The following is a 23,908-nucleotide window of genomic DNA, read 5'->3' as shown; positions in this document are numbered from 1 at the left end:
TAGATGGGGAAAATTCGCAAACTCGATGACCAACTCTCTAACTTAATTGCGGCAGGGGAAGTAGTAGAGCGCCCTGCTTCAGTCGTAAAAGAACTTGTGGAAAATTCTATCGATGCGAATAGTACATCTATTGAAATCCACTTAGAAGAAGCTGGGTTATCGAAAATTCGTATCATTGATAATGGTGATGGTATTGCAGAAGAAGACTGTATCGTCGCTTTTGAACGCCATGCAACGAGTAAAATTAAAGATGAAAACGATCTGTTCCGCATAAGAACACTCGGTTTCCGCGGTGAGGCATTGCCAAGTATTGCCTCAGTTAGTGAATTAGAATTAATTACTAGCACAGGTGATGCGCCTGGTACACACCTTATTATTAAAGGTGGAGACATTATAAAGCAAGAGAAGACTGCGAGCCGAAAAGGAACAGATATTACAGTACAAAACTTATTCTTTAATACACCAGCACGTCTTAAATATATGAAAACCATTCATACAGAGCTCGGAAATATTACAGATATCGTGTATCGTATTGCAATGTCACATCCAGAAGTATCGTTAAAACTATTTCATAATGAAAAGAAATTGCTTCATACGTCAGGTAACGGTGATGTAAGACAAGTACTTGCATCGATTTACAGTATTCAAGTTGCGAAGAAGCTTGTTCCAATTGAAGCTGAATCTTTAGACTTTACAATTAAAGGTTATGTAACATTACCAGAAGTAACGAGAGCATCTCGTAATTATATGTCAACGATTGTAAATGGTCGTTACGTTCGAAACTTTGTATTAATGAAAGCAATTCAGCAAGGATACCATACATTACTGCCAGTTGGCCGGTATCCAATTGGTTTCTTATCGATTGAAATGGATCCAATGTTAGTTGACGTTAACGTACATCCAGCGAAATTAGAAGTTCGTTTTAGTAAAGAACAAGAATTGCTAAAGCTGATCGAAGAAACATTGCAAGCTGCATTTAAAAAAATACAGCTTATTCCAGATGCAGGTGTAACAACGAAGAAAAAAGAAAAAGACGAAAGTGTGCAAGAACAGTTCCAGTTTGAGCATGCGAAGCCGAAAGAACCATCTATGCCGGACATCGTTTTACCGACTGGCATGGATGCAAAACAAGAAGAACCGCAGGCTGTGAAACAGCTTTGGCAACCACCGAAGCAAGAATGGCAACCACCACAGTCGCTCGTGAGAGAAGAACAAAGTTGGCAACCATCCACTAAACCGATAATCGAAGAGCCAATTCAAGAAGAGAAATCGTGGGACAGTAATGAAGAGGACTTTGAACTAGAGGAATTAGAAGAAGAAGTTCGGGAAATAAAAGAGATTGAGATGAACGGGAATGACTTACCACCGCTTTATCCAATTGGACAAATGCATGGAACATATATTTTCGCTCAAAATGATAAAGGATTATATATGATTGACCAGCATGCCGCGCAGGAACGTATTAATTATGAATACTTCCGTGATAAAGTAGGAAGAGTAGCGCAAGAAGTACAAGAGTTACTTGTACCGTACCGTATTGATCTATCTCTTACTGAATTTTTACGTGTCGAAGAGCAGTTAGAAGAACTAAAAAAAGTCGGGCTATTTTTAGAACAATTCGGCCATCAATCCTTTATCGTCCGCTCGCATCCAACATGGTTCCCGAAAGGACAAGAAACAGAAATCATCGATGAAATGATGGAGCAAGTTGTTAAACTAAAAAAAGTTGATATTAAAAAGTTACGTGAAGAAGCAGCCATCATGATGAGCTGTAAAGCATCCATTAAAGCGAATCAATATTTAACGAACGATCAAATATTTGCTTTACTGGAAGAACTACGTACAACAACAAACCCGTACACATGCCCGCACGGAAGACCAATTCTTGTGCATCATTCTACTTATGAGTTGGAGAAGATGTTTAAGAGGGTTATGTAGAGTGAATAGATTACATATGAAAAGGGAGCAACATTTACTGTTGCTCCCTTTTCATATGTAGATTTAATTGTAAACGAGAATATGGTGGAGTAATTTTGTATTGTATTTCTTGGTTGCGTTAACTTAAATTTATCTATGTATAAAAAAGCGCTGTATACAGCACTTTTTAAAAGGTGCATGAATTGTATCATTACTAACTAAATAACTATGCATGGCCAAATGTTGCTTCTTATTTAGCCAATTGTCATAAGGATCTATACAATTACTTATTTTTATTATTATTAATTTTTTCAGTGTATAGAACTTGCTCTTTATAGTGCTTCTTAATTGGGAAGTTATGTGTACCTGTGCCGTTCTTGAATTTTTTGTCAATGGGGTTCTTTAGAGGAACTGTTGTAGTTTCAGTAAATTCATATGGGTAATTTATTTTAGATTTATCTTCAAACATGAAAATGCCTCCTTTTAGGATCTCCTAAATTCTTTACTATAACATGATATGCATATAGATATTTTTTGGACTAGTTATTTATATAGGTTAATGGAATTTAATTACATAACTACTGAAACATTTTAAAGGAAAACAATTTGAGAAAGAAATGGTATGAATAGATGTTGGCTCCTATTGTTGTTTTTTGTTTGACAGCACAGTGAATTGCGCATATAAATTCATTATAGATTGTTTTTATAATATGGTTTATATGGGGTTTTCCTGATAATATAATGTGGAATATTATAGTGTTATTAGGTTATTAGGAACATTTAATGCTGTTTCATAACTGAAAGGGAATTGAAAAAAAACTGAAACTTTTCTCATAAAAATTCAATCTAACTTGAAAAATGAAAGGAAAATGAAATTTTCCAAAAGATATTCTTTGTTAAGATAAAAAGCATACATACAAAAAGCATTGACATATCTTAAAAATGTATTTTCAAGATATAGTGGGGGAAAAGATGAGATTAGAAAAACAATTAATAAAAAAGGTGTATTATGAAACATTCCTAATGGAGAATGAAACAAAGTCAATTCTTGACGTACTTGGACAAGCTTATGTAAACGAAGAACGAAATGAGATTTCTGATGGGTCTTATATTCGTTTTGCACAAGGTGAATTTTATTATCGTCATCAAGATTTTGAAGCAGCTATTTTTAAATGGGAGAAGGTTAGTAATGAATTAGCACCATGGGCACAAAAAAATATTGCGGATGCTTATTTCGAACTTAATCAATTACCATATGCTGAAAATATTTATACTTCCATTACTACTGATAATAAAATATTGATGACCGAAATTAGATTACAACTACTTTCTCTTTACATTGAGCAAAATAATTTTGATTCAGCTTTCGGTGTTATTAAAGAAGCAGTTTCTTTAAATCCTGATTATCCGAACGTCACAAAAATTGCCCGTTCCTTTTATGAGGAACAGCAAGATTTTGATAGTGCAGTAGAGCTTGCTGTGAATGAGTTAATTCGAATAGAGTCGTATCCGTGGTTTGAGGTGTTAAAAGGATATATCGATAAAGGGTTTACTAAACATATTTCACCAGACTATTTTTATGATGCATTAGCTACATTAAATAATGTAGATCAAGTACAATTTACACAAATGGTTTCATCACTTTGGAACAGTTATAAAGATGAACCAAATTATTTATTATGGCTTAATACAATAAATGAATTTTTCTTACATATTGAAATACATTCGTCCGATATATGGAACAAAGTTTCTGCTCTTTACGAAGAAACGTACTTTACATTAATTCAAGGTCAATATACGCTTAGACAATTAGACGATATCATACCAAATCTGTTAGCAAACTGGTTAAAGGTAGTCAATCCATCTTATGCTGTATTTCCATCTGCAGCTGTATTGGCATGGGATGAGATTTTCCCTTCCAAAATAGATTCAGCAAATATAGAACATGCGGAAAACTTACTGTCACATTCTATTAATCATGTAAATGGTTTAGAGTACAGCTTACACCTTTTTGAATCTATTACACAGTGGGCACAAAAGCAGAATATAGAAATAGGTCACCGATTTAAATGGTTAGTTGACGAGCTCGCAGATTTAAGAACAAATCGTATTTTAGTAACGGGAACTTCAGGGAACGGAAAAACTACATTTATTAACTCTATATTAGGAGAAAATATATTAGAAAAATCAATTTCAAATGTAGTAGTTTTAAAAAATGATGCTCATATAGAAATAAACGCTATAACAGACTCAGCAATTACAACAACGGAAGATATCACTGATTACCATAATATGATGTCTCAGCACCATCAAACATATAGAGATAGAGCGTGTGTTGAATTTAAATTACCATGCAGATTTTTAAATGAAAATAAACTTACATTTGTAGTGACACCTGGCTTTAATAGAAATAACGACACTAGAGATGAGATATTCGAATATTTAAATTCTGTAGACGAATTACTGTTCGTATTGAATGCGGATTCACCTTTTACTGATAAAGAACGTGACATTCTATTAAGTATTCAAGAACATACGCCAAATTTACAAATTCATTTCTTATTAAATAAAATCGATAACATTTACAGTGAAGCAGAAGTGAAAAGGGTATTACATGATACGGCAACGAGAATAAATACATATTTCCCGTATGCGAGAATTTTCCCTTATTCCTCGTTATATACAAGTAGTCAACAATTAAATGGTTTAATCGAGTTTATTCATTTTAACTTTAATCATAAAAATATCGATGCAGAACGTACTGAAAAGTTATTATTTTTCATTCGAAAAACAATTACATATCTTTTGGAGAAACGTGTTGAGAAAGAAAATAACCTGGTGGATGCTATTAATTGGAATGAAGATATGCTAGTGAAACTAAACGGTAGCATTAATAACCTTACTGCATTTGAAAGGGAAAAAATTCATTTCATTACACAATCATATCGTTCAATGAAGACTGAAATTACAAATGATCTTACCGAAAATATTCCGAAGATATTAAAGAGCTGTTCTAATTTAATTAGTGAAGAAAGTGATTTCGGGCACATGGATACGGAACTAAATAAAGCAATGAATGAAAGAGTGCATAAATATTTAGAACAAACTGTATTACCTAATCTTGCTCTTTCTATGCAAAATTGGATTGCAACTTCTAATAATGAGCTTCTTCAAAGTCAAACGTATTTAGAAGAACTTAGTGAAGGGCTTAATTCACTATTTGGAGAAAATAGAATACAGTTAGAATGTGACTTTAAAGTGCTTGATGACTGGCGCAGAGATACTGACAGGATGACGACTAGAATACAAATGGATGAAGTAAATATTTTACGTCGATTTACGCCAGCACAATTTTTACTGAAAAGTGCCGGTAAATTATTTGGAGTTCTTCCTAAAAATAAATCTATGCTATATAACAAATACAAACAGTATGTAGAAAATGAAGATTATACTGAAGTAACGGCTTCTATTATGAAGAAATTTTTCTTGCAATTTGAGCTGTTTGAAAACACACAAGAGCGAGATATTAATATATTCTTTAGGAATCCATTTAACTCCTTAAAGCAAGCTGTAGAAAACACGCATTTAGAAATACAAGAAAAACAAGAGATATTACATAAGATGAAATCAAATCCTGAAATCTATCATGATTCTATCATGCTCTTTGAATTGAGATTGCGTCAATGTGAAGTAATTTTAAATATAGGTAATGATAATACCTATACGGATGTAGCTTTAGAAACAAGCGTAGAATAAAAGTAAAAGGGAGCAACTGTAATAAGTTGCTCCCTTTTTCATATATAGATTATTTTTCTGTTTCTTTAATTTTAGTTTGTACTTCGCCAGTTTTAATTTTATTGCTTTCTGAGAAGCGTAATAAATCGCCTTCAATAATTTTGTCAGACATTCGTAATTCATTTTGGGCACGTTTAATGAGGGCTTGAGCTTCTTTTTTTGGTAAATCTACAATTTTACCTGTTATACGGTCGTAGAAAGTGTTGTTTTTGTATGCATACTTATCTGTAACGAAGCTACCATCACGTAAAACAACAAAGCCAGTATATTCATCTGAAAACATATCATGGCCAAAACGAATATCATTCGTAGAATCAACACCTAATAAATTTAGAATCGTAGGTTTCATATCGATTTGTCCCGTAGGCTTTGAAATAGTTTGACCTTCTGTTTGTCCAGGAATATGAATATATAAAGGCGTACGTTGTAAATTTAAAGTATCAAATTCTGTTATTTGATCTTTTTCTAAAAACTGTGCCATTGCACGATTATGTTTTTCGGAAATACCATAATGATCACCGTATAACACAATAATAGAATCATCGTAAAGCCCCTCGGCCTTTAGACGTTCAATAAATTTTTTAATTGATTCGTCTAAGTAACGTACTGTTACGATGTAACGATCAAATACGCCATTACCAGAGTTGTATGGTTCAATGAATTTTGTATCTTCATCATACGTAAATGGATAATGGTTTGTTAAAGTGAGGAAACGAGCATAGAATGGTTGATTAACAGTTTTTAATATATCTACTGATTGATCAAAGTATTCGATATCTTTTAATCCCCAATTTAAATTTGTTTCTGGTGTAATTTTGTAATCAAGCTCATTATAGTAACGATCATAACCAAGAGCAGAGTACATGATATTACGATTCCAAAATGTTGCGTTATTCGCATGGAATACAGAAGTGAAATAACCTTGCTGACGTAAAATTTCTGGAGTCGCAGTATAATCATTGTTACCGTGTGTGAAGAATACAGCCCCTCGACTTAATGGATACAACGACGTATCGATTAGAAATTCAGAATCGGATGTTTTCCCTTGACCAGTTTGATGGAAAAAGTTATCAAAGTAATAACTTTCATTTATGAATTCATTTAGGAATGGTGTAACTTCTTGCCCATTGACTGATGCGCCTATTAAGAAGGTTTGCAAGGATTCAAGAGTGACGACAATTACGTTTTTTCCTTTCGCTGCACCAAACATATTAGGGTTTGGCTCGCTTTGGTTTGCTTTTACGTAGTTTTCAGTTTCTTGTAATTTACTACTATCAGCAAGCGCTTTTTGTGAACCGGCTTTTACTTGCAGTGTTAAGTCATATACTTGGTGAGTATATAAGCCTAAATTTTTGACAAGCATGACTCGGTCGAATGATCTCGTTAATAATTCGGGGCGCTCTTTTTCTGCAAGATGTAGATTCGCAAAGAATACACCAATTGTTAAAAGAAAGTATAACAAGCGTGTAGAATGAGTTACACGTTCGGTTTTAAAGACCAATGATTTCTTTTTTAATAAAATAAAGAAGAAAACAATGTCTACGAATGCGAGTATAATTTTGTAGTTTAATATTTCTATAATACTGCCGCCTAATTGTCCAAAGTTTGAGGTTTGTCCAAGTACTGGTAATGTAACGAAATCACTATAAAAATCATAGAACATTACATTTCCAACGAGTACGATTGTTAACAAGAAATTAATACATAGCGCTATATAATTTCGCTTTTCACCAGTTGAAAATAATGCTAATCCAACAAATGCTAATGATGCGGCTAGAGGACTAATAAACAAAATAAGCTCTTGCGTTGAAGACTCGATTTTTAAATCAAAACTGAATCGCGTAATAAGATATGTTTTTAACCATACTGCTAAAGCCATTATTATAACAAAGCTTATATTTTGCATTTGTAAATTTATTTTATTCTTCATTTTTACACCTTCTTTATACAATTTATTTAACTGAAGTTATATATTATGTTTTTATAACTATTAGAGTGTAATGAACCATTTAGACTTTGTTTTCTAAAGGGAATAATTTGAAGTATTCATATATATACAATGGGGATTTTTAAAGCGTAGTAGCATAAATATAACTCTTTTTTGAGAAACAGGCAGAAAAAGTCGTAGTTGTAGTGAAATTGACTTATAGACATCCTACCATATTAAACACTATGATGATGTTACAAAATATCGAACAAATGAAAGTGAAAATGGATAGAGACTTTTAAAACTGTTGACATTCAATTTATTAGAATTGAATACCAACAGTTTTAAATATGTAGTTATATTACATATGTATCTTGTAAAATTCCGATTTTTTGTCGGTTAATCATTAGCCGGGAAGGATAGGGGGCTTATTAATATATTTTTACTATATAAGTAAAGTGTTTTGAAATTAGGAATATTTGACTAGAATCTTAATGATAGAAATTAAATGTCAGATAAGTACTTTCCAACATACAGACCACTTGCAGCTGCTTGAGATAATGAGTGCGTAACGCCTGAACAATCTCCAATTAAAAATAGCCCATGTATACTAGTTTCAAAATGATTATTAATTTTTATCGTAGGAGCATAGAACTTTCCATCAATTCCATATAGTAAAGTATGTTGATCAATAGGTTCTTGTATAAATTGTTCTAAACGTAATAAAAATTCTTTGAGCCCTTCAATATATAATTGAGGAATTTCTTGATTCAAATCTCCATAATCCCCCTGTAGTGTAGGCTGTATACGGCTATGTTCCATGCTGTTTTCCGCCGTAGGTTGTTTCTTTAGTAAGTCCTCTAAGCGCTGTATAACAATCCGATCTCGTCCTTGGTTAATGCCTTTAATAATTGAATTTGCGTATGCATTTGCTTCTTTGAGAGTTGGAAAATAGCGAGGAATAAATAAAGTGAAATTTAAATTAGAAGTGCCAGTTCCTTGCTCTCGAAAATTTTGACCGTCAGGCATAACTAAACCTTCTTCGCACTTTCGAATGATGCGTCCTTTTGGATTCATACAGTAAGTAGTTGCTGTGAAATGCTCACCTTGATAAGAAAGTTTTGTTTCAAAAGTATCTTTTAATATAGAACGTAATTGATGTTCTTTCAATTCTACTCTAATTCCTAAATCTACACGTGTTTGCTCCTGAGAAATATTTAGGGAACTGCACATTTCTTTTAACCAATCGGCCCCAGAGCGCCCAGTTGCAAATACTAGTTGCTTAGTTTGAACTGTTCCTTGATTTGTATCTATTGTAAAATGATCTTCCTGTTTCAGAATATGTTGTACATCTATATGAAATTGGATCTTTATTTTCGTCAGTAAAAATTCATAGAGCTGCTGAAAAATGTTACTGGAAAGTGCAGTACCAAGATGTCTTACTTCTGTTGTTAGCATTTGTAAACCACACGCTTCAGCTCTCTTAGTGAGACTTGAATTTTCAGTAGAATATTTTGAAACCGAACTTCCACCAAACTGACATAGAATTTCATCTACTTCAGCCATGAGTTGTATAAAACCCTCTTTACCGACTTTTTTCTCAAGTTCTCCGCCAAATCCGTTTGTATAATTAAATTTCCCTTCAGATTTGCCTAAACCACCAAACCCGAAATATTTATCACATGTAGTACAATTACACACTTTTCCTTCGTCTAAAGGACAATGGCGATCTTCTAGCGCTTTACCTTTATCAAGAATTAAAACTTTTTTGTTACTTTTAGCTAGTGAATAAGCCATAAAAATGCTACTTACTCCAGCGCCGATAATCGTAACATCATACATATTCTTCCACCTGCTAACGAATAGTTTGTTTTTTATTTTTCTAGTGTATAACAATTTTATGAAGTTAAGAAATAGCTTTTATTAATAAAGTGGGAGTTTTTGAACTTGATGCTTTATTAATTTCTACGAGTGGCGGAGTAAATACAAAAATTTTTATTTGAAAGAAGAAATAGTTTAAAAAATAACTATGTCATATGATTAATAACATCTTACATAGAAAAAAAACAGACCTTTTAAGTGAAGAGGTCTGTTAATGATTTTAAATCTTATTTAGCAAACACATGATTACCAATTACTGCTACTGTCTGACGTGTCGTAATCCACTTGTCTGTTGATGTTTTTGGATTGTAGAAATAAAGCCAGTCAGAATGTACTCCATTTGTGGAGATAGCCTCTTCTACAGCCATTTTTGCTTCTGCGCTTGCAGGCTGATTAATTCTTCCATCTGTAACAGGAGTAAATGCATATCCGTATTTAATAGGTTCATAAATAACGCCTGTTATTGTATTTGGAAAACCTTTTGCATTTACACGATTTAGTATAACTTTCGCTACTGCTACTTTTCCTTTATAGGATTCGCCACCTGCTTCAGCGGTAACTAAGCGTGCCATTAAGTCTTTTTCTTTTTGTGAAATGCTTGAGTTGATTTTTAAATGTTGTCCTGTATAAAGCTTGTTTCCGACTATATTGTTAATTTGTTTTATAGATTGGACAGTGACATTGTAACGCCTTGCTATCGTTTCTAATGAATCTCCCGGTTGAACTTGATAAATAATTTGTCCAGAAATGTTCGCAGGCTTGGCGTTTTGAGGAACAGTGATTTCATTTGATTTCACGGACCCTGGAATATGTAACTGTTCGCCAATAAAGGTTTGATCGTTTCCTTTATTATTAGCCTGTTTAATGGATTGTATTGAAACTCCGTATTGTTTACTAATGCCCCAAAGTGTATCGTTCTTTTTTACTGTATGAATGGTAGAAGCTTCAGCTGTGCTTTGACTACATACGAATGTAATTGCAGCTGCAGATAAAGGGATTATATGTTTTAGTTTTAGTAATTTCATTGTAAATCCTCCTAACAAAAAATTAAGGTGAAACTATTAAGTAATGTAGTTTGAATGTGTATATGCATAATATATTAATGTAAGTATATTAGCACATATAAAATAAATAATCACTATAAGTTTCATATTCGTGTAGTGTAGAGTCCGAATATGAAATATTGCATATGAAAATACATTGAAGTTCATATTTCTGATTACTATAATCTATTTAGTAGAAAGGGAATACGTTATAGAAATAAAATCATTATAGATTAATATAATGATTAATTATTAATAGGAGGATTAATGTAATGAAAATATTTCAAAAAATGTGTGCGTCAACTGTAATCATTACAACACTTTTAGGAACAGGAGGTACTATCAATAGTGTACATGCTGATTCTATAGAACAGCAGATTAAATCAGGGATAGAACAAGAAACAGATAAGCAAATCATTGTAAAATTTAAAGCGGATTTGGATTTGCCGTATGAAGATGGTATTGAAAAACAAATACAATCTCAAACGAATGATAAAGTAATAAAAGATCTTTTGACAGAATATCCAGATGTAACATTTACTCGTTTATTCACATCTGTAAGCCCGGAACAAATACAAAACCTTGAAGTGAAAGCACCTAATCATGTATCTACAAGTTTATTAAACTACTATATTCTTCAAAATCAAAATAGTGGGTATGAAGAAGAAATAGTAGATAAGTTAAAGGCATCTTCTTTAATAGAAGATGCGTATATGAAGAAACAAGAGAAAATAATGCCACCTGAAGTGCAATCATCAAGTGTAGCTCTTAATCCTAGTAACAATCCTAGATTTAAAAAACAAGGTTATCTTGAAGCGGCCCCATACGGTATTAATGCGCCTTTCGCCTGGGGAATTCAAGGCGGTAATGGAAATGGTATCACTTTTGTTGATATGGAATACGGATGGTTATTAAATCATGAGGATTTATTACATCAAAAAATTGAGTTAATGTCTGGAAGAAATATAGATCAGCATGTCGGTCATGGGACGTCTGTACTAGGAATTGTATCCTCTGAGGACAATGAAGTTGGGAATATTGGGATTGCGCCAAAAGCGAAAGCAAAGGTTATCTCTCAAATAAGAGATAACGGACAGTATAATACGGCTGATGCAATATTAAGTGCTGTAAATCAGTTAGAAGCTGGGGATGTTTTATTGTTAGAGGCGCAAGCATCTTTCGATGGATATGGTGATAAATATTTACCTGTTGAAGTACAACCAGATATCTTTGATGCAATTCGTGCTGGCACAGATAAAGGGATTGTAATTATAGAGGCCGGAGCAAATGGGTGGAATGATTTAGACCAGTTCAAAGATAGAAAAGGTAAGCAAGTCTTAAATCGTAATAGTAAAGATTTTAAAGATTCGGGTGCAATTATGGTAGGAGCTGGCTCTTCATCTTTCCCTCATGAACGTATGTGGTTTTCGAATTATGGAAGCCGTATTGATGTGTACGGATGGGGAGAAAATGTAGATACAACTACAGCTGAACAAAGTAGAAGTGCTGTAAATCTTTATACTTCAAGCTTTAGCGGAACATCTAGTGCTTCGCCAATTATTGCTGGGGCAGCGACTTTAGTACAAAGCATTGCTAAAGAAAATTTAGGACAACCATATAGACCTAGTGAACTAAGAGCAATATTAAGCAACCAGAGTACAGGAACAAAATCTAAAGATCCATATGCAGATAAAATTGGTGTTTTACCAGATTTGAAATCTATACTAGTAAACTTAGGCTATGAACAAAGAAAACCAAACGGTGGGAATGAATTACAAGTAACAGAAAATGAACCAAATAATGAGCCTAGACAGGCAAATAAAGTTAACTTTCATACACCGGTGAAAGGAACGCTACATAATAGTGATAGAGTAGATGTATTTACTTTCCAAATTGATTCGCCGGAAAATATTAATATTTCTTTACTAAATGAACAAAATATCGGAATGACATGGGTACTTCATCATGAATCAGATTTAAATAACTATGTAGCATATGGTGAAAATGAAGGCAATGTAGTTAAAGGAACTTATAATGCAAAGCCAGGTAAATATTATTTATACGTCTATAAATATGAGAATAAAAATGGTTCATACGTATTGAACATAAAATAAGTAAAAGGAACTTCAGATGAAGTTCCTTTAAATTTTTCTAATTTAGTATATGTGAATGATTTTTTAACTTTACTTCTATGCAATATTTCATATTGATGAAATGTTATTTATTTTTTCTGAGCTAGCTTATATTATATTCAATAAGTTTGATGTAAAAACAGAAAGAGAGAGGGATAATAATGAGCAATAAGAAGTTAATTTTGAAATTATTCATATGTAGTACAATATTTATCACATTTGTATTTGCTTTACATGATAAGAGAGTAGTTGCAGCTAGCTCTGTTAATGAGTTTGAAAATTTGTCAAAATGGATGCAACCTATACCTGATAATATCCCGTTAGCACGAATTTCAATTCCAGGAACACACGATAGTGGGACGTTCAAGTTGCAAAATCCGATTAAGCAAGTATGGGGAATGACGCAAGAATATGATTTTCGCTATCAAATGGACCATGGAGCTCGCATTTTTGATATAAGAGGACGTTTAACAGATGATAATACGATAGTTCTTCATCATGGGCCATTATATCTTTATGTAACACTGCATGAATTCATAAACGAAGCGAAACAATTTTTAAGAGATAACCCGAGTGAAACGATTATTATGTCTTTAAAAAAAGAGTATGAGGATATGAAAGGGGCAGAAGGTCCATTTAGTAGTACGTTTGAAAAAAAATATTTTGTTGATCCTATCTTTTTAAAAACAGAAGGAAATATAAAACTTGGAGATGCTCGTGGGAAAATTGTACTACTAAAAAGATATAGTGGTAGTAATGAATCTGGAGGATATAATAATTTTTATTGGCCAGATAATGAGACGTTTACCACAACTGTAAATCAAAATGTAAATGTAACAGTACAAGATAAATATAAAGTGAGTTATGATGAGAAAGTAAAATCTATTAAAGATACGATGAATGAAACGATGAACAGTAGTGAGGATTTAAATCATCTATATATAAATTTTACAAGCTTGTCTTCTGGTGGTACAGCATGGAATAGTCCATATTACTATGCCTCTTATATAAATCCTGAAATTGCAAACCATATAAAACAAAAGAATCCTGCGAGAGTAGGCTGGGTAATTCAAGACTACATAAATGAAAAGTGGTCACCATTATTGTATCAAGAAGTTATAAGAGCGAATAAGTCATTAATAAAAGAATAAAGATGATGAGAGTAAGAAGCGATAAAATATATCGCTTCTTTTTCTTTTCCAATAACCAACAATATAAATTGTACTTTTATAATAGAAAAAAATAAAAACATAAGATATAATCATACATATAAAATTTGTACCTATAAATTTTATATGTATGATTGAATTTGATTTGTTGTAATGAAATGGAGGTATATACTATGAAGTTTCCACATGATTTTTTATTCGGAGCTGCTTCAGCTTCTTATCAAGTAGAAGGTGCATGGAATGAAGATGGAAAAGGTGTTACGAATTGGGACGAGTTTTCAAAAATTCCTGGCAAAACATACAATGGAACAAATGGTGATGTAGCTGTTGATCATTATCATCGATATAAGGAAGATGTTCGCTTAATGGCTGAGATGGGATTAGAATCGTATCGTTTTTCTATTTCTTGGGCGAGAATATTGCCGACTGGAGATGGAAAGGTAAATGAAAAAGGGATTGAATTTTATAACAACTTAATTGATGAATGTTTAAAATACGGGATTGTGCCGTTTGTCACTTTATATCATTGGGATTTACCATTACCGTTAGAAAAAGATGGTGGATGGACGAATAAAAGAACAGCAGAGGCTTTCGTAAAATATGCAGAAACTTGTTTTAAGGCATTTGGTGACAGAGTTAAGCATTGGATTACTTTTAATGAGACCGTAATGTTTTGTGGATTAGGTTATTTAAAAGGTGCACATCCACCAGGAATACAAAATGATGTTCCAAAGTATTTTCAAGCTACTCATTATGTATTTTATGCACACGCGAAAACAGTTGCGGTGTACAAGCAGCTGAAACAATATGGTGAAATTGGGATTACACATGTTTTCTTACCAGCTTATAGTGTGGATGATCAAAAAGAAAATATACAAGCAGCAAATCATGCGAATGAATATGAAACGTATTGGTATTATGATCCAATTTTAAAAGGCGAGTATCCGTCTTATGTTGTACAACAATTAAAGGAAAAAGGATGGACTCCTAATTGGACGGTTGAAGAATTAGAAATCATTAAACAAAATGCAGAAGAAAATGATTTTATTGGCTTGAATTATTATCAACCAATACGAGTAGAAAGATATGATATGGATATAAAGAGTGAGGAATATTCTCGAGAAAACTCAACGCTTGCTCCAGGTAACTCTTCTTTTGATGGTTTTTATCGAACAGTTAAAATGGATGATAAAACATATACAAAATGGGGATGGGAAATATCTCCCGAAGGTTTCTTAGAGGGATTGCATATGTTGAAAACGCGTTACGGTGACATAAAGATGTATGTAACGGAAAATGGACTTGGTGATGAAGATCCGATCATTGACGGAGAAATTGTAGATGTTCCGAGAATTAAATTTATTGAAGCGCATTTAAAAGTAATGAAGCGTGCAATTGAAGAGGGAATTAACTTAAAAGGTTATTATGCATGGTCAGTGATTGATCTTTTAAGTTGGTTAAATGGATATAAAAAGCAATATGGCTTTATTTTTGTCGATCATAATGATAACTTAAAACGTAAGAAGAAACTTTCGTTTCATTGGTATAAACGTGTGATCGAAACGAGAGGGGAAGAGTTATAACAGATAAAAGAGTATTTTAGGAGAAAGTGTATGAGTGCAAAGTATAAACAAATTGCAGATGTGTTAGAGCAAAACATTCGAGATGGGCTTTTTAATGAAACGAAAAAACTACCTACAGAAGAAGCGTTGATGAATCGATTTGAAGTAAGCCGTAATACGATACGTAAAGTAATTAGTCAGCTTGTGAATAGAGGTTATATTTTTCAAGTGCAAGGTAGTGGCATGTTTTTACGCGAAACTTCTGTAACAGATTACATTAATTTAGGAAGTTTACGTGGATTAACGAAAAATCTTGTTTCACAAAATATTGAAACGAAAGTGTTAGAGCTTGAAGTAATAGATGCGGACGAAGAGATAGCAAAGCAGATGCAATGCGAAGCTGGAACTAGGTTGTATTTTTTGAAGCGCTTAAGAATTGTAGATGCTAAACCATTCTCTATTGAAGTAAGTTATTTCAAAAAGGATATTATTCCATATTTGAACGAAGAAATAGCATTAAGCTCTGTATACAGTTATTTCATTGAAGATTTACGATTAAATATTGGTTTTGCTGATAAAGTTATTAGTTGTGAAAAAGTAAATAAAGAAAATGCACAGCTTTTAGAATTAAATGAAGGTGATCCGGCGCTTCTTATTGAAAATACAGTGTATCTTGTAAATGGAACAATTTTTGAGTTATCTCAGTCGATGTTTCATTATGAAAAGGCGAAACTTTTAAATCGAATTAATTTTAAATGAAAAATTATTGTGTGAAAAAAGCAACTGGTCCTAAGTGATCAGTTGCTTTTTATTTTTTAAGTGGATGAGCAAAAAAACACGAAAGTGGTTGGTCCGCTTTTTGCAAACATCTATTATGATAAGAGAAGAAAGGTAGTATGTTATCAACGTTTTAAAGAGGAAGGTTTTTATGTAAGTTCTTTAATTAAAATAGATGGGTCTTAGAGAGGTGAAAAGACAATGAGTTTTGCAATTTCACTAGTCGTTATTATTGTAATTGTATCGCTATTTGGGACTGTACTAGTTGCAAGAAACGTGGAGGAGAATTACGGTAAGTCTACAAAAAGAAATGTGAAAAACTTATCTGCAATCTATATTCTTCTTCTTTTTGTTCTACTAGTTGGGGTAACATGGTATGCGGTAATGATTTAATAGTTTGTAAAAGAACTGAAATGAGAGTATGAAGTTGGAATTTCAGAAGCTATTGAGTAATCAGAAAGAGAACCATTTTGGATATATCCATTTACGGATAAGAAAATGTGACTAATTAATACTATTTTTACGGTGAATACTGTTAGTAAAAAATGAGGATAGTTCGTTTTGAAAGGAGGGAACTATATGGAATGGAAACCAAATCGTGCAGATAAGACACCTGTATATAAACAAATTGCAGATTATATTGAAAGAGGCATTTCTTCAGGCGAATTTCCTTCTGATAGTAAGTTACCTTCTGAGCGTATGTTAGCAAAGGAATTACAGGTGAACCGGAGTACAATAGTAGCTGCGTATGAAGAATTAAAATCACTTGGAGTAGTAGAACGGCAAAAGGGAAGCGGAACACGGGTCAATACAGACATATGGGGTGTCTCACATAAACGAATACCGAACTGGGGTAGGTACGTGGAGGATGGATCGTTCTTACCTAACGTACCACTCGTTCAACAAATTCGAACGGAAACACAAAAAGATGATTTAATTAATTTAGCAAGTGGTGAACTGTCACCAGAATTAATTCCAAGTGACAGATTTCGAACAATTTTGTCGGAGAAAACATTTATGGAAAATCTCGGCTATGACCATCCACTTGGAAATGAGATGTTGAGAAAAACAATTGCAGCACATGTTCAGCAATATAAACAAATTGAAGCAGATTCAAGCTCTATTCTTATTACATCTGGAGCACAACAGGCGCTTAATCTTATCGTTCAATGTTTATTAAAACCTGGCGATGCGATTGCGATTGAAGATCCTTCGTATTGTTTTTCGCTTCCAATGTTTAAATCGGCCGGTTTAAACATATTTCATTTACCTGTTGATGAGCATGGAATGAATCCAGATGACTTAATCGATTTGCACAAAAAGCATCGCATTCGTATGGTATTTTTGAATCCAGATTATCAGAATCCGACGGGTACTGTGCTTTCATTAGCGAGACGTAAAAAAATTTTAGAACTGTCTTCTGAGTTCGGTATACCAATTGTAGAAGATGATCCGTATAGTTTAATCTCTTTTAATGGAGAAGTGAACCCAACATTAAAATCAATGGACCAAAATGGAAATGTTCTTTATATAAGTTCACTATCAAAAATTGTTGCATCAGGATTACGTATTGGATGGGTAATTGGTCCTACACGCGTAATTGAGCGTTTAGCAGATGCAAAGCAACAAGTTGATTTTGGCCATAGTGTATTTACGCAGTGGGTAGCAAATCAATTTTTAGAATCAAAGGATTTCCATACACATATTACGATACTTCGTGGACAATTGAAGCAAAGAAGAGATGAATTAATTGCAGAGCTTGAAGGAACATTGGGAGAACGAGTTGAATGTTTCGCGCCAGAGGGTGGAATACATGTATGGTGTAAAGTAACAGGAAAGTTTGATGAATATCACTTATTAGGTGAATCTATACGGAATGGTGTCGCATTTGTTCCGGGCAGTGTTTTAGGTTCGAAAAATGAATATATACGATTTACGTTTGGTAGAGCGAATATAGAACAAATTCAACTTGGAATTAAACGGTTTGCCGACACGCTAAATGAGATTTCATAATATGGATGTGTGATAGTGAAATGAGGGAAAGAAATGAAGTACGTGACGCTTTTACTTCAAGTAGGCGTGCTATATGTATTTAGCCTAGTGGGTACGTGGATTCAGGAAATATTCCATCTATCAATACCGGGGAATTTAATAGGGATGTTAATACTGTTCCTGCTCCTTTCCACTCGCGTTTTACCGTTAAAATGGTTTGAGTTAGGTTCGGAAAAGTTAATCGTATTTTTACCGTTATTTTTAATCCCTTCGACAACAGGGCTCATGGAATACGGGTCTTTTCTTTTCAGTAAGGGAAGTATTATATTCCTTTTAGTAGTTGCAAGTACTGTAGTAACTTTGATTGTTTCAGGGTATATAAGTCAATTATTAGTCACATCAAAAAAATAAAATCGACAAGGTGCACGATTCAAATGGTCTTAATTATTATTACTGTAGCAATTTATTTCTTGGCGACAAAGCTATATAAAAAATTTACGTTTGCATTTACGTTACCAGTGTTAACAGTTACGGCAATTATGATTTGTTTATTTTTGATTTTTGGTATTTCTCATCATGAGTATAGGGAAAATGGGGGAAACATTCTTTCAAGCTTATTGAGCCCTGCAATTGTAGCATTGGCCATACCTCTATTTAAAGAGCGAAAGATACTGATGAAAAATTTTTCATCGATACTAATCGGAGTAGTGATAGGTATAGTGGCTGTAACGAGCATGAATGTAGTGATTGGCGGAATTTTAAATATAGATAAGGAACTTATATTAACTACTTTACCACAGGTAGCGACAATGCCAATTGCCCTTTCAATAGCGGATCAAATTGGTGGTATTCCATCTATGACTTCTAGTTTTGTAGTTGTTGCAGGAATAACAGGTGCTATGATCGGACCAACAGTACTTAAGTTTTTCCGTATAACAAGTACGATTGGAAAAGGAGTTGGAATGGGCTGTGCATCACATATTATCGGTGTGAGTCGTTTAGTGAAAGAAGGCGAGAAAGAAGCGACTATCGGTTCGGTAACGATGATTGTAACTGGAATACTTATTAGTATACTAATACCGTATGGAACGAAATTTATTTTTTAAATGTAATGGAGATGATAACAATGCCAACATGGTTTATAGTTACATTATTTGTTTTTGGAGCTATTAAAGTATTAGTTTCTAGCATGCCCACTTCTGTTGTAGAATCAATTATTAGTAGATTTGAATTGCATCAAAAGCTTGAGGCGGAAAATACTTCTATATCGATAGATGGAAAAAATATAGAGGGAGAAATGAAACTACAAGTTATTCATGAATTTAATGAGGCGTTGTTTTTAGATAAACATTATTTCCCACCGCACGGAGAAGGGACACCAATAGTCATTGATACGAAGAAAGGGAGTAAAGAGATTAGATTTTCGCTATATAGCTATGAGGAACATGTTGATGTCATTAAGCAATATAAGAAGAAAGTCGTTGCCTATCGTTTACGCTCTAAAAGCCTTCAAACATTGACACCATTAGTAATAACGGAGGAGTATGCTTAAGAAGAGACCTATAATGGTCTCTTTATTTTTTTATCCAATTATATACGTTCCAAATAAAAGAATGAAAAATTATATAACCAAATAAAGAATATGTATGGTTCCAATTCGCACTATGTACAAATAAACCTAAACTTTCAGCAATCTGTTCAAAAAGGCTAGCACAAATACCGATTGAAATAATAAATGAAATTCTAGAAACTTTAGATAATTTTTTTGAAATGTGTATAAAGATAACTGTTAAAATCGGCAGTACGAACAATGTAAAAGCTATATTAACCGAAAATGTGGATGAGAAGGGCCTAGCCGGAAAGGAATATATTTGTTTATGAACAAAAAAGGCATCTAAGCAAGTTGCAATAATAGAAGAGAGAAAGATTGTAACTACTAATGCTAGAAACTCATTCTTCTTCTCGGAGGAGGACATTTTTCTTTGCGAGAATGGCGATTTCAATTTTTTCGAGTGTTTTGCAGTAGTCTTCTGTAATTTGTCCATTTATATTTTCCTCCTTATCAACTAAGTAATTTACAACTTGCCAATCGGTAAACCAATCTTCACTGTCAACTTCTTCATGCTTCATATCTCGCCATGCATAGATGAGTGCAGGGCTGTATATACGATAAGCGCCATTTCGTAACTGGCATTTCTTAATTCGGCGCTTATAAAACTCACGGGAAAAAGATTCATTTACACTTGAAAATAAATGGGGCCAGTAATCTTTCCTAGATCCTGTATGTGGATGGTGTTGAGCCCAGCTTATTATTTGAGATAAAACATGTGTATCTCGAAATAATAATGAGTACAATCTTTTTCCAATTAATATCCGTTCATGTAAGGAAGTGAAATGTTTCATTGTATCACCAAATAGTAATACTTTTTGTTTCTTATCATTTTCGTAGAATGGGAAAAGGATATGATTAAACTGAAAGAAATCAAAGAGTTTAAATCCAATACTATTTAGTACAGTCTTTTTAAATTGTACATTTTGAATTACTCTTTTTTCTAAGTAGTTTTGTTCATTAATAATAGTTGCAATTGCTAAAGTTTTTTTGTTACCTGTTTTCCAAAAATGGTTCCACATCGTTTCCATAAATGTAGAAACATTTAGGTGAGGGAGAAGGTGAAATAACTTTTGTGATCTCTTTACACTTTGTTCGTAAAGTAAAAATTGAGGGTATACATCTTGGAAAATAAGCCAATTCCCTCTTTCTAAAAAAGAAAAAAATATGAATTGATCTTTCTCTGATAAAATTCTCGTATATAAATCGCCCTTTAAATCAGTCATATTCCAACCGCCGTTACGTGATACCATATGCCCAAGCAGTGCCCAATGTATTTCTGGATATTGAATGTAAAATTGGTAGTATGCGCGTGTTCTTGTAACATTATTTTTATTTAGTTGTTCTGTTTGTATTTTTATTTTGTTGATGATGAGTTGTTCTTCTTTCGTTAATTTATACATGGTGTCAGAAGGAATAAGTTTGCTTTTTTGTTTCAATTCATTTTTTACGTCGAATAGGGAGAGAGGCAGTGCTTTGGAAGGTCCGTTATATGTATGATTTGAATTGCTTCGGTCCATTCCGTTACCTCCCTTTTTCATAAATTTAAATATGATTATTGGCTATGAATCATTCTATTTATTTTATTACGAGTATAAGAAATAAATGAGCGGTGTTTTTTTACAAGGAATTTATTTATCATGCAAACAGTATAAAAAATCTTACTGTTGTGAGATGAAATGAAAAACAGAAACTACGTTTAATAGTTTCTGTTTTTTTATTTTGTCAATTAAATGTAACAAACGACGATTATGATTTGAATCAATTGAAAATAATTCAATAAATATTATTTAAATTGAGATGTTTCGTAGGAGGAAGAAGAATGTTAAATAAAATAATTTTAATTACTGGTGGTACAGGTTCGTGGGGGCATGAACTTATAAAACAACTATTAGAAAAATCACCGAAAGAAATTAGAATTTTTTCAAGAAATGAAACGGTTCAGTTTGAAATGCAGCAACAGTTTATAAATGATGATAGGTTAAAATTTATTATTGGAGATATTCGTGATAAAGATCAACTAGTCTATGCTTGCCAAGGTGTACATTATGTGTTCCATCTTGCAGCTTTAAAACATGTTCCAGTATGTGAGTATTATCCTTATGAAGCTATAAAAACCAATATACATGGTACGCAAAATGTAATTGAAGCCTCTATACAGATGCAAGTTGAAAAAGTTATATATGTTTCAACTGATAAAGCAGCTGATCCATCAAATACGTATGGGATGACAAAAGCAATTGGTGAAAAATTAATGGTTCATGCGAATATACAAACGAAGAAAACAAAATTCATTTGTGTTCGTGGTGGAAATGTTTTAGGAACGAGTGGAAGTGTAGTACCACTTTTTAAACAACAAATTAAAAAATCTTCACAAGTAGGGATTACCGATGCGAATATGACTAGATTTTTCTTAACAGTTGAAGATGCTGTTGGGTTGTTATTTAAAGCCGTATCTCAAGGTAGAGGCGGGGAAATCTTTGTTATGAAAATGCCGGCATGTAAAATAACAGATTTAGCAGAAGTATTAATTGAAGATTCCGGAAAAGAAAATGTTAAGGTAAAAGAGGTAGGGATAAGACCGGGTGAAAAATTAAGTGAAATGCTTCTATCTGAGGTAGAGAGTAAAACAAGTATAAGTTTTGATCAAAATTATTTTGTGGTACTACCGACTATTCCTATACAAGGACTTCAACAATATTATTCAAGCTATCCTCTAGTGGATGTGAAGAGTTTTAGTTCTCAACAAGATTTACTTGCAAAACATGAGGTGAAACAAATGCTATTAAAAGGAGGGTTTTTGCGATGAAAAAAAATGCGAGCCTTTTAATAACTGGTGCAAATGGTTTCACAGGACGCCATGCTTGCCACTATTTTTTACAGCAGGGCTTTCATGTAATTCCTATGTTTCAAAATCGTGCATATGGAGAAAAAATTAGAAATGGTATTACTTGTAATTTAACTAATAAGAGCGAAGTAATGAAGGTAATGAAACAAATAAAGCCAGACTACGTATTGCATTTAGCAGGAAGGAATTCGGTTATAGAATCTTGGACAGCTGCCCTTGAATATATAGAGGTTAATGTAATAGGAACATTATATTTATTAGAAGCAATTAAGCAAGAAGCCTCGCATTGTAGAACATTAGTTATAGGATCTGCTTTGCAAGCAGATAGTATGAACGAAATAAAAATTTCAAATCCATATAGTTTAAGTAAAACGATGCAAGTTATTATTGCAGAGGCTTGGGGAGGATTAATGGATTCAAATATTATCATTGCAAAGCCCTCAAACTTAATTGGTCCAGGGGAATCGAATGGCATTTGTTCGATTCTCGCAAAGAAAATGATAGATATAGAATCAGGTAGAAGTAAAGCCATTATTGAAGTAAACAGTTTGAAAGATAGTAGAGATTTTCTAGATGTACGTGATGCGATTAAAGCGTATCATGTGTTATTACGAGATGGAATAAATGGAAAACAATATAATATCGGATCAGGAGTAAAACGATCTTTGTTAAATGTACTAGGACAATATAAAGAATTAACACAGCTAAATTTTTTTATAGAGGAAACAGAGAAAAGTGGGAGCGACTCAAATGAGAGTTTAGCAATAGAGGAAATAAAAAGGTTAGGTTGGATCCCAGAAATTGAATTTCATCAATCATTAAAAGATGTACTTGAGTATGCGAAGTGTAGTGACATCTGCATGCAATGAAAAACAAAAAAGGGTGTAAGAAATATATGAATGATTATGAAATAATAGATAATCAAAATACGCTATTTCTTTCAATTGTTGATGCGTTGGATTGGAGAGATGAAGAAGCGCATGTATTGCGTCTTTATGAGGCAATACATAAATATCAAGCGTATGTAGAAGAAAAAAGGGTTAATCAAATAAAGTCAGCATTAGAGACGGAAACTAGATATGTGATTCAAATCTTTGCTCAATACGAGTGTAGTGAGTATGGAAATGATTTTTATGAACTCATTAAAGATCTTTTACAAGATATAGAGGTGGAGTTAAAGATTTATATAAAAAATAATAATTTTATTTACATTTAAAAGGTAAATATAAAGCTAGATTTTTAATAATAAAGGTGGG

At 32.9% G+C, this 23,908-nt stretch carries 20 protein-coding genes; 14 read left to right on the top strand and 6 right to left on the bottom strand.

Annotated elements, in window-relative coordinates; genetic code table 11:
• The first annotated feature begins 3 nt into the window (after positions 1–3).
• Complete coding sequence (gene mutL / locus DN407_RS18335) at positions 4–1,938, top strand: DNA mismatch repair endonuclease MutL (protein ID WP_149216556.1); 1,935 nt, start codon at positions 4–6, stop codon at positions 1,936–1,938.
• A 262-nt stretch (positions 1,939–2,200) separates the two neighbouring features.
• Here mutL and DN407_RS18330 read toward each other — a convergent pair whose 3' ends face one another.
• Entirely contained in the window at positions 2,201–2,386 is a 186-nt protein-coding gene (locus DN407_RS18330; protein ID WP_000461138.1) for a hypothetical protein, read from the bottom strand.
• Positions 2,387–2,889: 503 nt separating this feature from the next.
• On the opposite strand from DN407_RS18330, the gene DN407_RS18325 reads away from it, so the two are divergent.
• Positions 2,890–5,673 (top strand): dynamin family protein, encoded by a 2,784-nt coding sequence (locus DN407_RS18325; protein WP_149216555.1) that lies wholly within the window; start codon positions 2,890–2,892, stop codon positions 5,671–5,673.
• A gap of 49 nt (positions 5,674–5,722) precedes the next feature.
• On the opposite strand, the gene DN407_RS18320 is transcribed toward DN407_RS18325, so the two are convergent.
• The 3 genes from DN407_RS18320 to DN407_RS18305 form a co-directional block, all read right to left on the bottom strand.
• The gene (locus tag DN407_RS18320; RefSeq protein ID WP_149216554.1) at positions 5,723–7,642 is read right to left on the bottom strand and encodes an LTA synthase family protein; all 1,920 of its coding nucleotides are present in this window, start codon (positions 7,640–7,642) and stop codon (positions 5,723–5,725) included.
• A 501-nt stretch (positions 7,643–8,143) separates the two neighbouring features.
• Positions 8,144–9,481: an NAD(P)/FAD-dependent oxidoreductase gene (locus DN407_RS18310; RefSeq protein WP_098664229.1), complete on the bottom strand. Its 1,338-nt coding sequence runs from the start codon at positions 9,479–9,481 to the stop codon at positions 8,144–8,146.
• A 266-nt stretch (positions 9,482–9,747) separates the two neighbouring features.
• On the bottom strand, positions 9,748–10,545 hold the full coding sequence (locus tag DN407_RS18305) for a cell wall hydrolase (protein ID WP_149216553.1): 798 nt from the start codon (positions 10,543–10,545) through the stop codon (positions 9,748–9,750).
• A 290-nt stretch (positions 10,546–10,835) separates the two neighbouring features.
• Between DN407_RS18305 and DN407_RS18300 the strand changes: the two genes are divergently transcribed.
• The 9 genes from DN407_RS18300 (at position 10,836) to DN407_RS18260 (ending at position 19,747) form a co-directional block, all read left to right on the top strand.
• Positions 10,836–12,677: a S8 family peptidase gene (locus tag DN407_RS18300; protein ID WP_149216552.1), complete on the top strand. Its 1,842-nt coding sequence runs from the start codon at positions 10,836–10,838 to the stop codon at positions 12,675–12,677.
• A 179-nt stretch (positions 12,678–12,856) separates the two neighbouring features.
• The gene (gene plcA / locus DN407_RS18295) at positions 12,857–13,846 is read left to right on the top strand and encodes a phosphatidylinositol diacylglycerol-lyase (protein ID WP_149216551.1); all 990 of its coding nucleotides are present in this window, start codon (positions 12,857–12,859) and stop codon (positions 13,844–13,846) included.
• A 191-nt stretch (positions 13,847–14,037) separates the two neighbouring features.
• Complete coding sequence (locus DN407_RS18290) at positions 14,038–15,447, top strand: glycoside hydrolase family 1 protein (protein WP_149216550.1); 1,410 nt, start codon at positions 14,038–14,040, stop codon at positions 15,445–15,447.
• Positions 15,448–15,477: 30 nt separating this feature from the next.
• Positions 15,478–16,185, top strand: coding sequence for a GntR family transcriptional regulator (locus tag DN407_RS18285; protein ID WP_001274909.1), 708 nt, complete (start codon positions 15,478–15,480; stop codon positions 16,183–16,185).
• A 219-nt stretch (positions 16,186–16,404) separates the two neighbouring features.
• Positions 16,405–16,596, top strand: a complete 192-nt coding sequence (locus DN407_RS18280) for a hypothetical protein (RefSeq protein ID WP_000006459.1) — start codon at positions 16,405–16,407, stop codon at positions 16,594–16,596.
• A 186-nt stretch (positions 16,597–16,782) separates the two neighbouring features.
• Positions 16,783–18,216, top strand: a complete 1,434-nt coding sequence (gene pdxR / locus DN407_RS18275) for a MocR-like pyridoxine biosynthesis transcription factor PdxR (protein WP_149216549.1) — start codon at positions 16,783–16,785, stop codon at positions 18,214–18,216.
• A gap of 33 nt (positions 18,217–18,249) precedes the next feature.
• Positions 18,250–18,606, top strand: coding sequence for a CidA/LrgA family holin-like protein (locus DN407_RS18270; protein ID WP_000878485.1), 357 nt, complete (start codon positions 18,250–18,252; stop codon positions 18,604–18,606).
• A gap of 23 nt (positions 18,607–18,629) precedes the next feature.
• The gene (locus DN407_RS18265; protein WP_000242946.1) at positions 18,630–19,301 is read left to right on the top strand and encodes an LrgB family protein; all 672 of its coding nucleotides are present in this window, start codon (positions 18,630–18,632) and stop codon (positions 19,299–19,301) included.
• A gap of 20 nt (positions 19,302–19,321) precedes the next feature.
• On the top strand, positions 19,322–19,747 hold the full coding sequence (locus DN407_RS18260) for a YfmQ family protein (RefSeq protein WP_149216548.1): 426 nt from the start codon (positions 19,322–19,324) through the stop codon (positions 19,745–19,747).
• 22 nt (positions 19,748–19,769) lie between these two features.
• Here DN407_RS18260 and DN407_RS18255 read toward each other — a convergent pair whose 3' ends face one another.
• The gene (locus DN407_RS18255) at positions 19,770–20,171 is read right to left on the bottom strand and encodes a CBO0543 family protein (protein ID WP_033667178.1); all 402 of its coding nucleotides are present in this window, start codon (positions 20,169–20,171) and stop codon (positions 19,770–19,772) included.
• A complete protein-coding gene (locus tag DN407_RS18250; RefSeq protein ID WP_000376162.1) occupies positions 20,146–21,324 on the bottom strand; it encodes a DUF2515 domain-containing protein in 1,179 nt (392 codons plus the stop codon). The genes DN407_RS18255 and DN407_RS18250 overlap by 26 nt, the downstream gene beginning before the upstream one ends.
• A 302-nt stretch (positions 21,325–21,626) precedes the next feature.
• On the opposite strand from DN407_RS18250, the gene DN407_RS18245 reads away from it, so the two are divergent.
• The 3 genes from DN407_RS18245 to DN407_RS18235 are packed head-to-tail and all read left to right on the top strand — an operon-like array spanning position 21,627 to position 23,868.
• Positions 21,627–22,613, top strand: a complete 987-nt coding sequence (locus tag DN407_RS18245) for a UDP-N-acetylglucosamine 4,6-dehydratase family protein (protein ID WP_000932591.1) — start codon at positions 21,627–21,629, stop codon at positions 22,611–22,613.
• Positions 22,610–23,521: an SDR family oxidoreductase gene (locus tag DN407_RS18240; protein ID WP_061655412.1), complete on the top strand. Its 912-nt coding sequence runs from the start codon at positions 22,610–22,612 to the stop codon at positions 23,519–23,521. Before DN407_RS18245 ends, DN407_RS18240 begins: the two co-directional genes overlap by 4 nt.
• A complete protein-coding gene (locus DN407_RS18235; protein WP_002101267.1) occupies positions 23,518–23,868 on the top strand; it encodes a DUF6572 domain-containing protein in 351 nt (116 codons plus the stop codon). Before DN407_RS18240 ends, DN407_RS18235 begins: the two co-directional genes overlap by 4 nt.
• Positions 23,869–23,908: the final 40 nt, after the last annotated feature.

Source organism: Bacillus sp. JAS24-2, assembly GCF_008274905.1.
Lineage (GTDB): Bacteria > Bacillota > Bacilli > Bacillales > Bacillaceae_G > Bacillus_A > Bacillus_A cereus.
The sequence above is the reverse complement of the archived record's forward strand: the minus strand, read 5'-3'. Positions and strand labels throughout refer to the sequence as shown.

Excerpts from the sequence above, each read along its gene's own strand:
- pdxR (WP_149216549.1), top strand. The coding sequence starts at position 16,783 with ATGGAATGGAAACCAAATCGTGCAGATAAGACACCTGTATATAAACAA.
- DN407_RS18305 (WP_149216553.1), bottom strand. The coding sequence starts at position 10,545 with ATGAAATTACTAAAACTAAAACATATAATCCCTTTATCTGCAGCTGCA.
- DN407_RS18310 (WP_098664229.1), bottom strand. The coding sequence starts at position 9,481 with ATGTATGATGTTACGATTATCGGCGCTGGAGTAAGTAGCATTTTTATG.
- DN407_RS18290 (WP_149216550.1), top strand. The coding sequence starts at position 14,038 with ATGAAGTTTCCACATGATTTTTTATTCGGAGCTGCTTCAGCTTCTTAT.
- DN407_RS18320 (WP_149216554.1), bottom strand. The coding sequence starts at position 7,642 with ATGAAGAATAAAATAAATTTACAAATGCAAAATATAAGCTTTGTTATA.
- plcA (WP_149216551.1), top strand. The coding sequence starts at position 12,857 with ATGAGCAATAAGAAGTTAATTTTGAAATTATTCATATGTAGTACAATA.
- DN407_RS18235 (WP_002101267.1), top strand. The coding sequence starts at position 23,518 with ATGAAAAACAAAAAAGGGTGTAAGAAATATATGAATGATTATGAAATA.
- DN407_RS18265 (WP_000242946.1), top strand. The coding sequence starts at position 18,630 with ATGGTCTTAATTATTATTACTGTAGCAATTTATTTCTTGGCGACAAAG.
- DN407_RS18325 (WP_149216555.1), top strand. The coding sequence starts at position 2,890 with ATGAGATTAGAAAAACAATTAATAAAAAAGGTGTATTATGAAACATTC.
- DN407_RS18245 (WP_000932591.1), top strand. The coding sequence starts at position 21,627 with ATGTTAAATAAAATAATTTTAATTACTGGTGGTACAGGTTCGTGGGGG.
- DN407_RS18280 (WP_000006459.1), top strand. The coding sequence starts at position 16,405 with ATGAGTTTTGCAATTTCACTAGTCGTTATTATTGTAATTGTATCGCTA.
- DN407_RS18330 (WP_000461138.1), bottom strand. The coding sequence starts at position 2,386 with ATGTTTGAAGATAAATCTAAAATAAATTACCCATATGAATTTACTGAA.
- mutL (WP_149216556.1), top strand. The coding sequence starts at position 4 with ATGGGGAAAATTCGCAAACTCGATGACCAACTCTCTAACTTAATTGCG.
- DN407_RS18270 (WP_000878485.1), top strand. The coding sequence starts at position 18,250 with ATGAAGTACGTGACGCTTTTACTTCAAGTAGGCGTGCTATATGTATTT.
- DN407_RS18255 (WP_033667178.1), bottom strand. The coding sequence starts at position 20,171 with ATGTCCTCCTCCGAGAAGAAGAATGAGTTTCTAGCATTAGTAGTTACA.
- DN407_RS18285 (WP_001274909.1), top strand. The coding sequence starts at position 15,478 with ATGAGTGCAAAGTATAAACAAATTGCAGATGTGTTAGAGCAAAACATT.
- DN407_RS18240 (WP_061655412.1), top strand. The coding sequence starts at position 22,610 with ATGAAAAAAAATGCGAGCCTTTTAATAACTGGTGCAAATGGTTTCACA.
- DN407_RS18300 (WP_149216552.1), top strand. The coding sequence starts at position 10,836 with ATGAAAATATTTCAAAAAATGTGTGCGTCAACTGTAATCATTACAACA.
- DN407_RS18250 (WP_000376162.1), bottom strand. The coding sequence starts at position 21,324 with ATGGACCGAAGCAATTCAAATCATACATATAACGGACCTTCCAAAGCA.
- DN407_RS18260 (WP_149216548.1), top strand. The coding sequence starts at position 19,322 with ATGCCAACATGGTTTATAGTTACATTATTTGTTTTTGGAGCTATTAAA.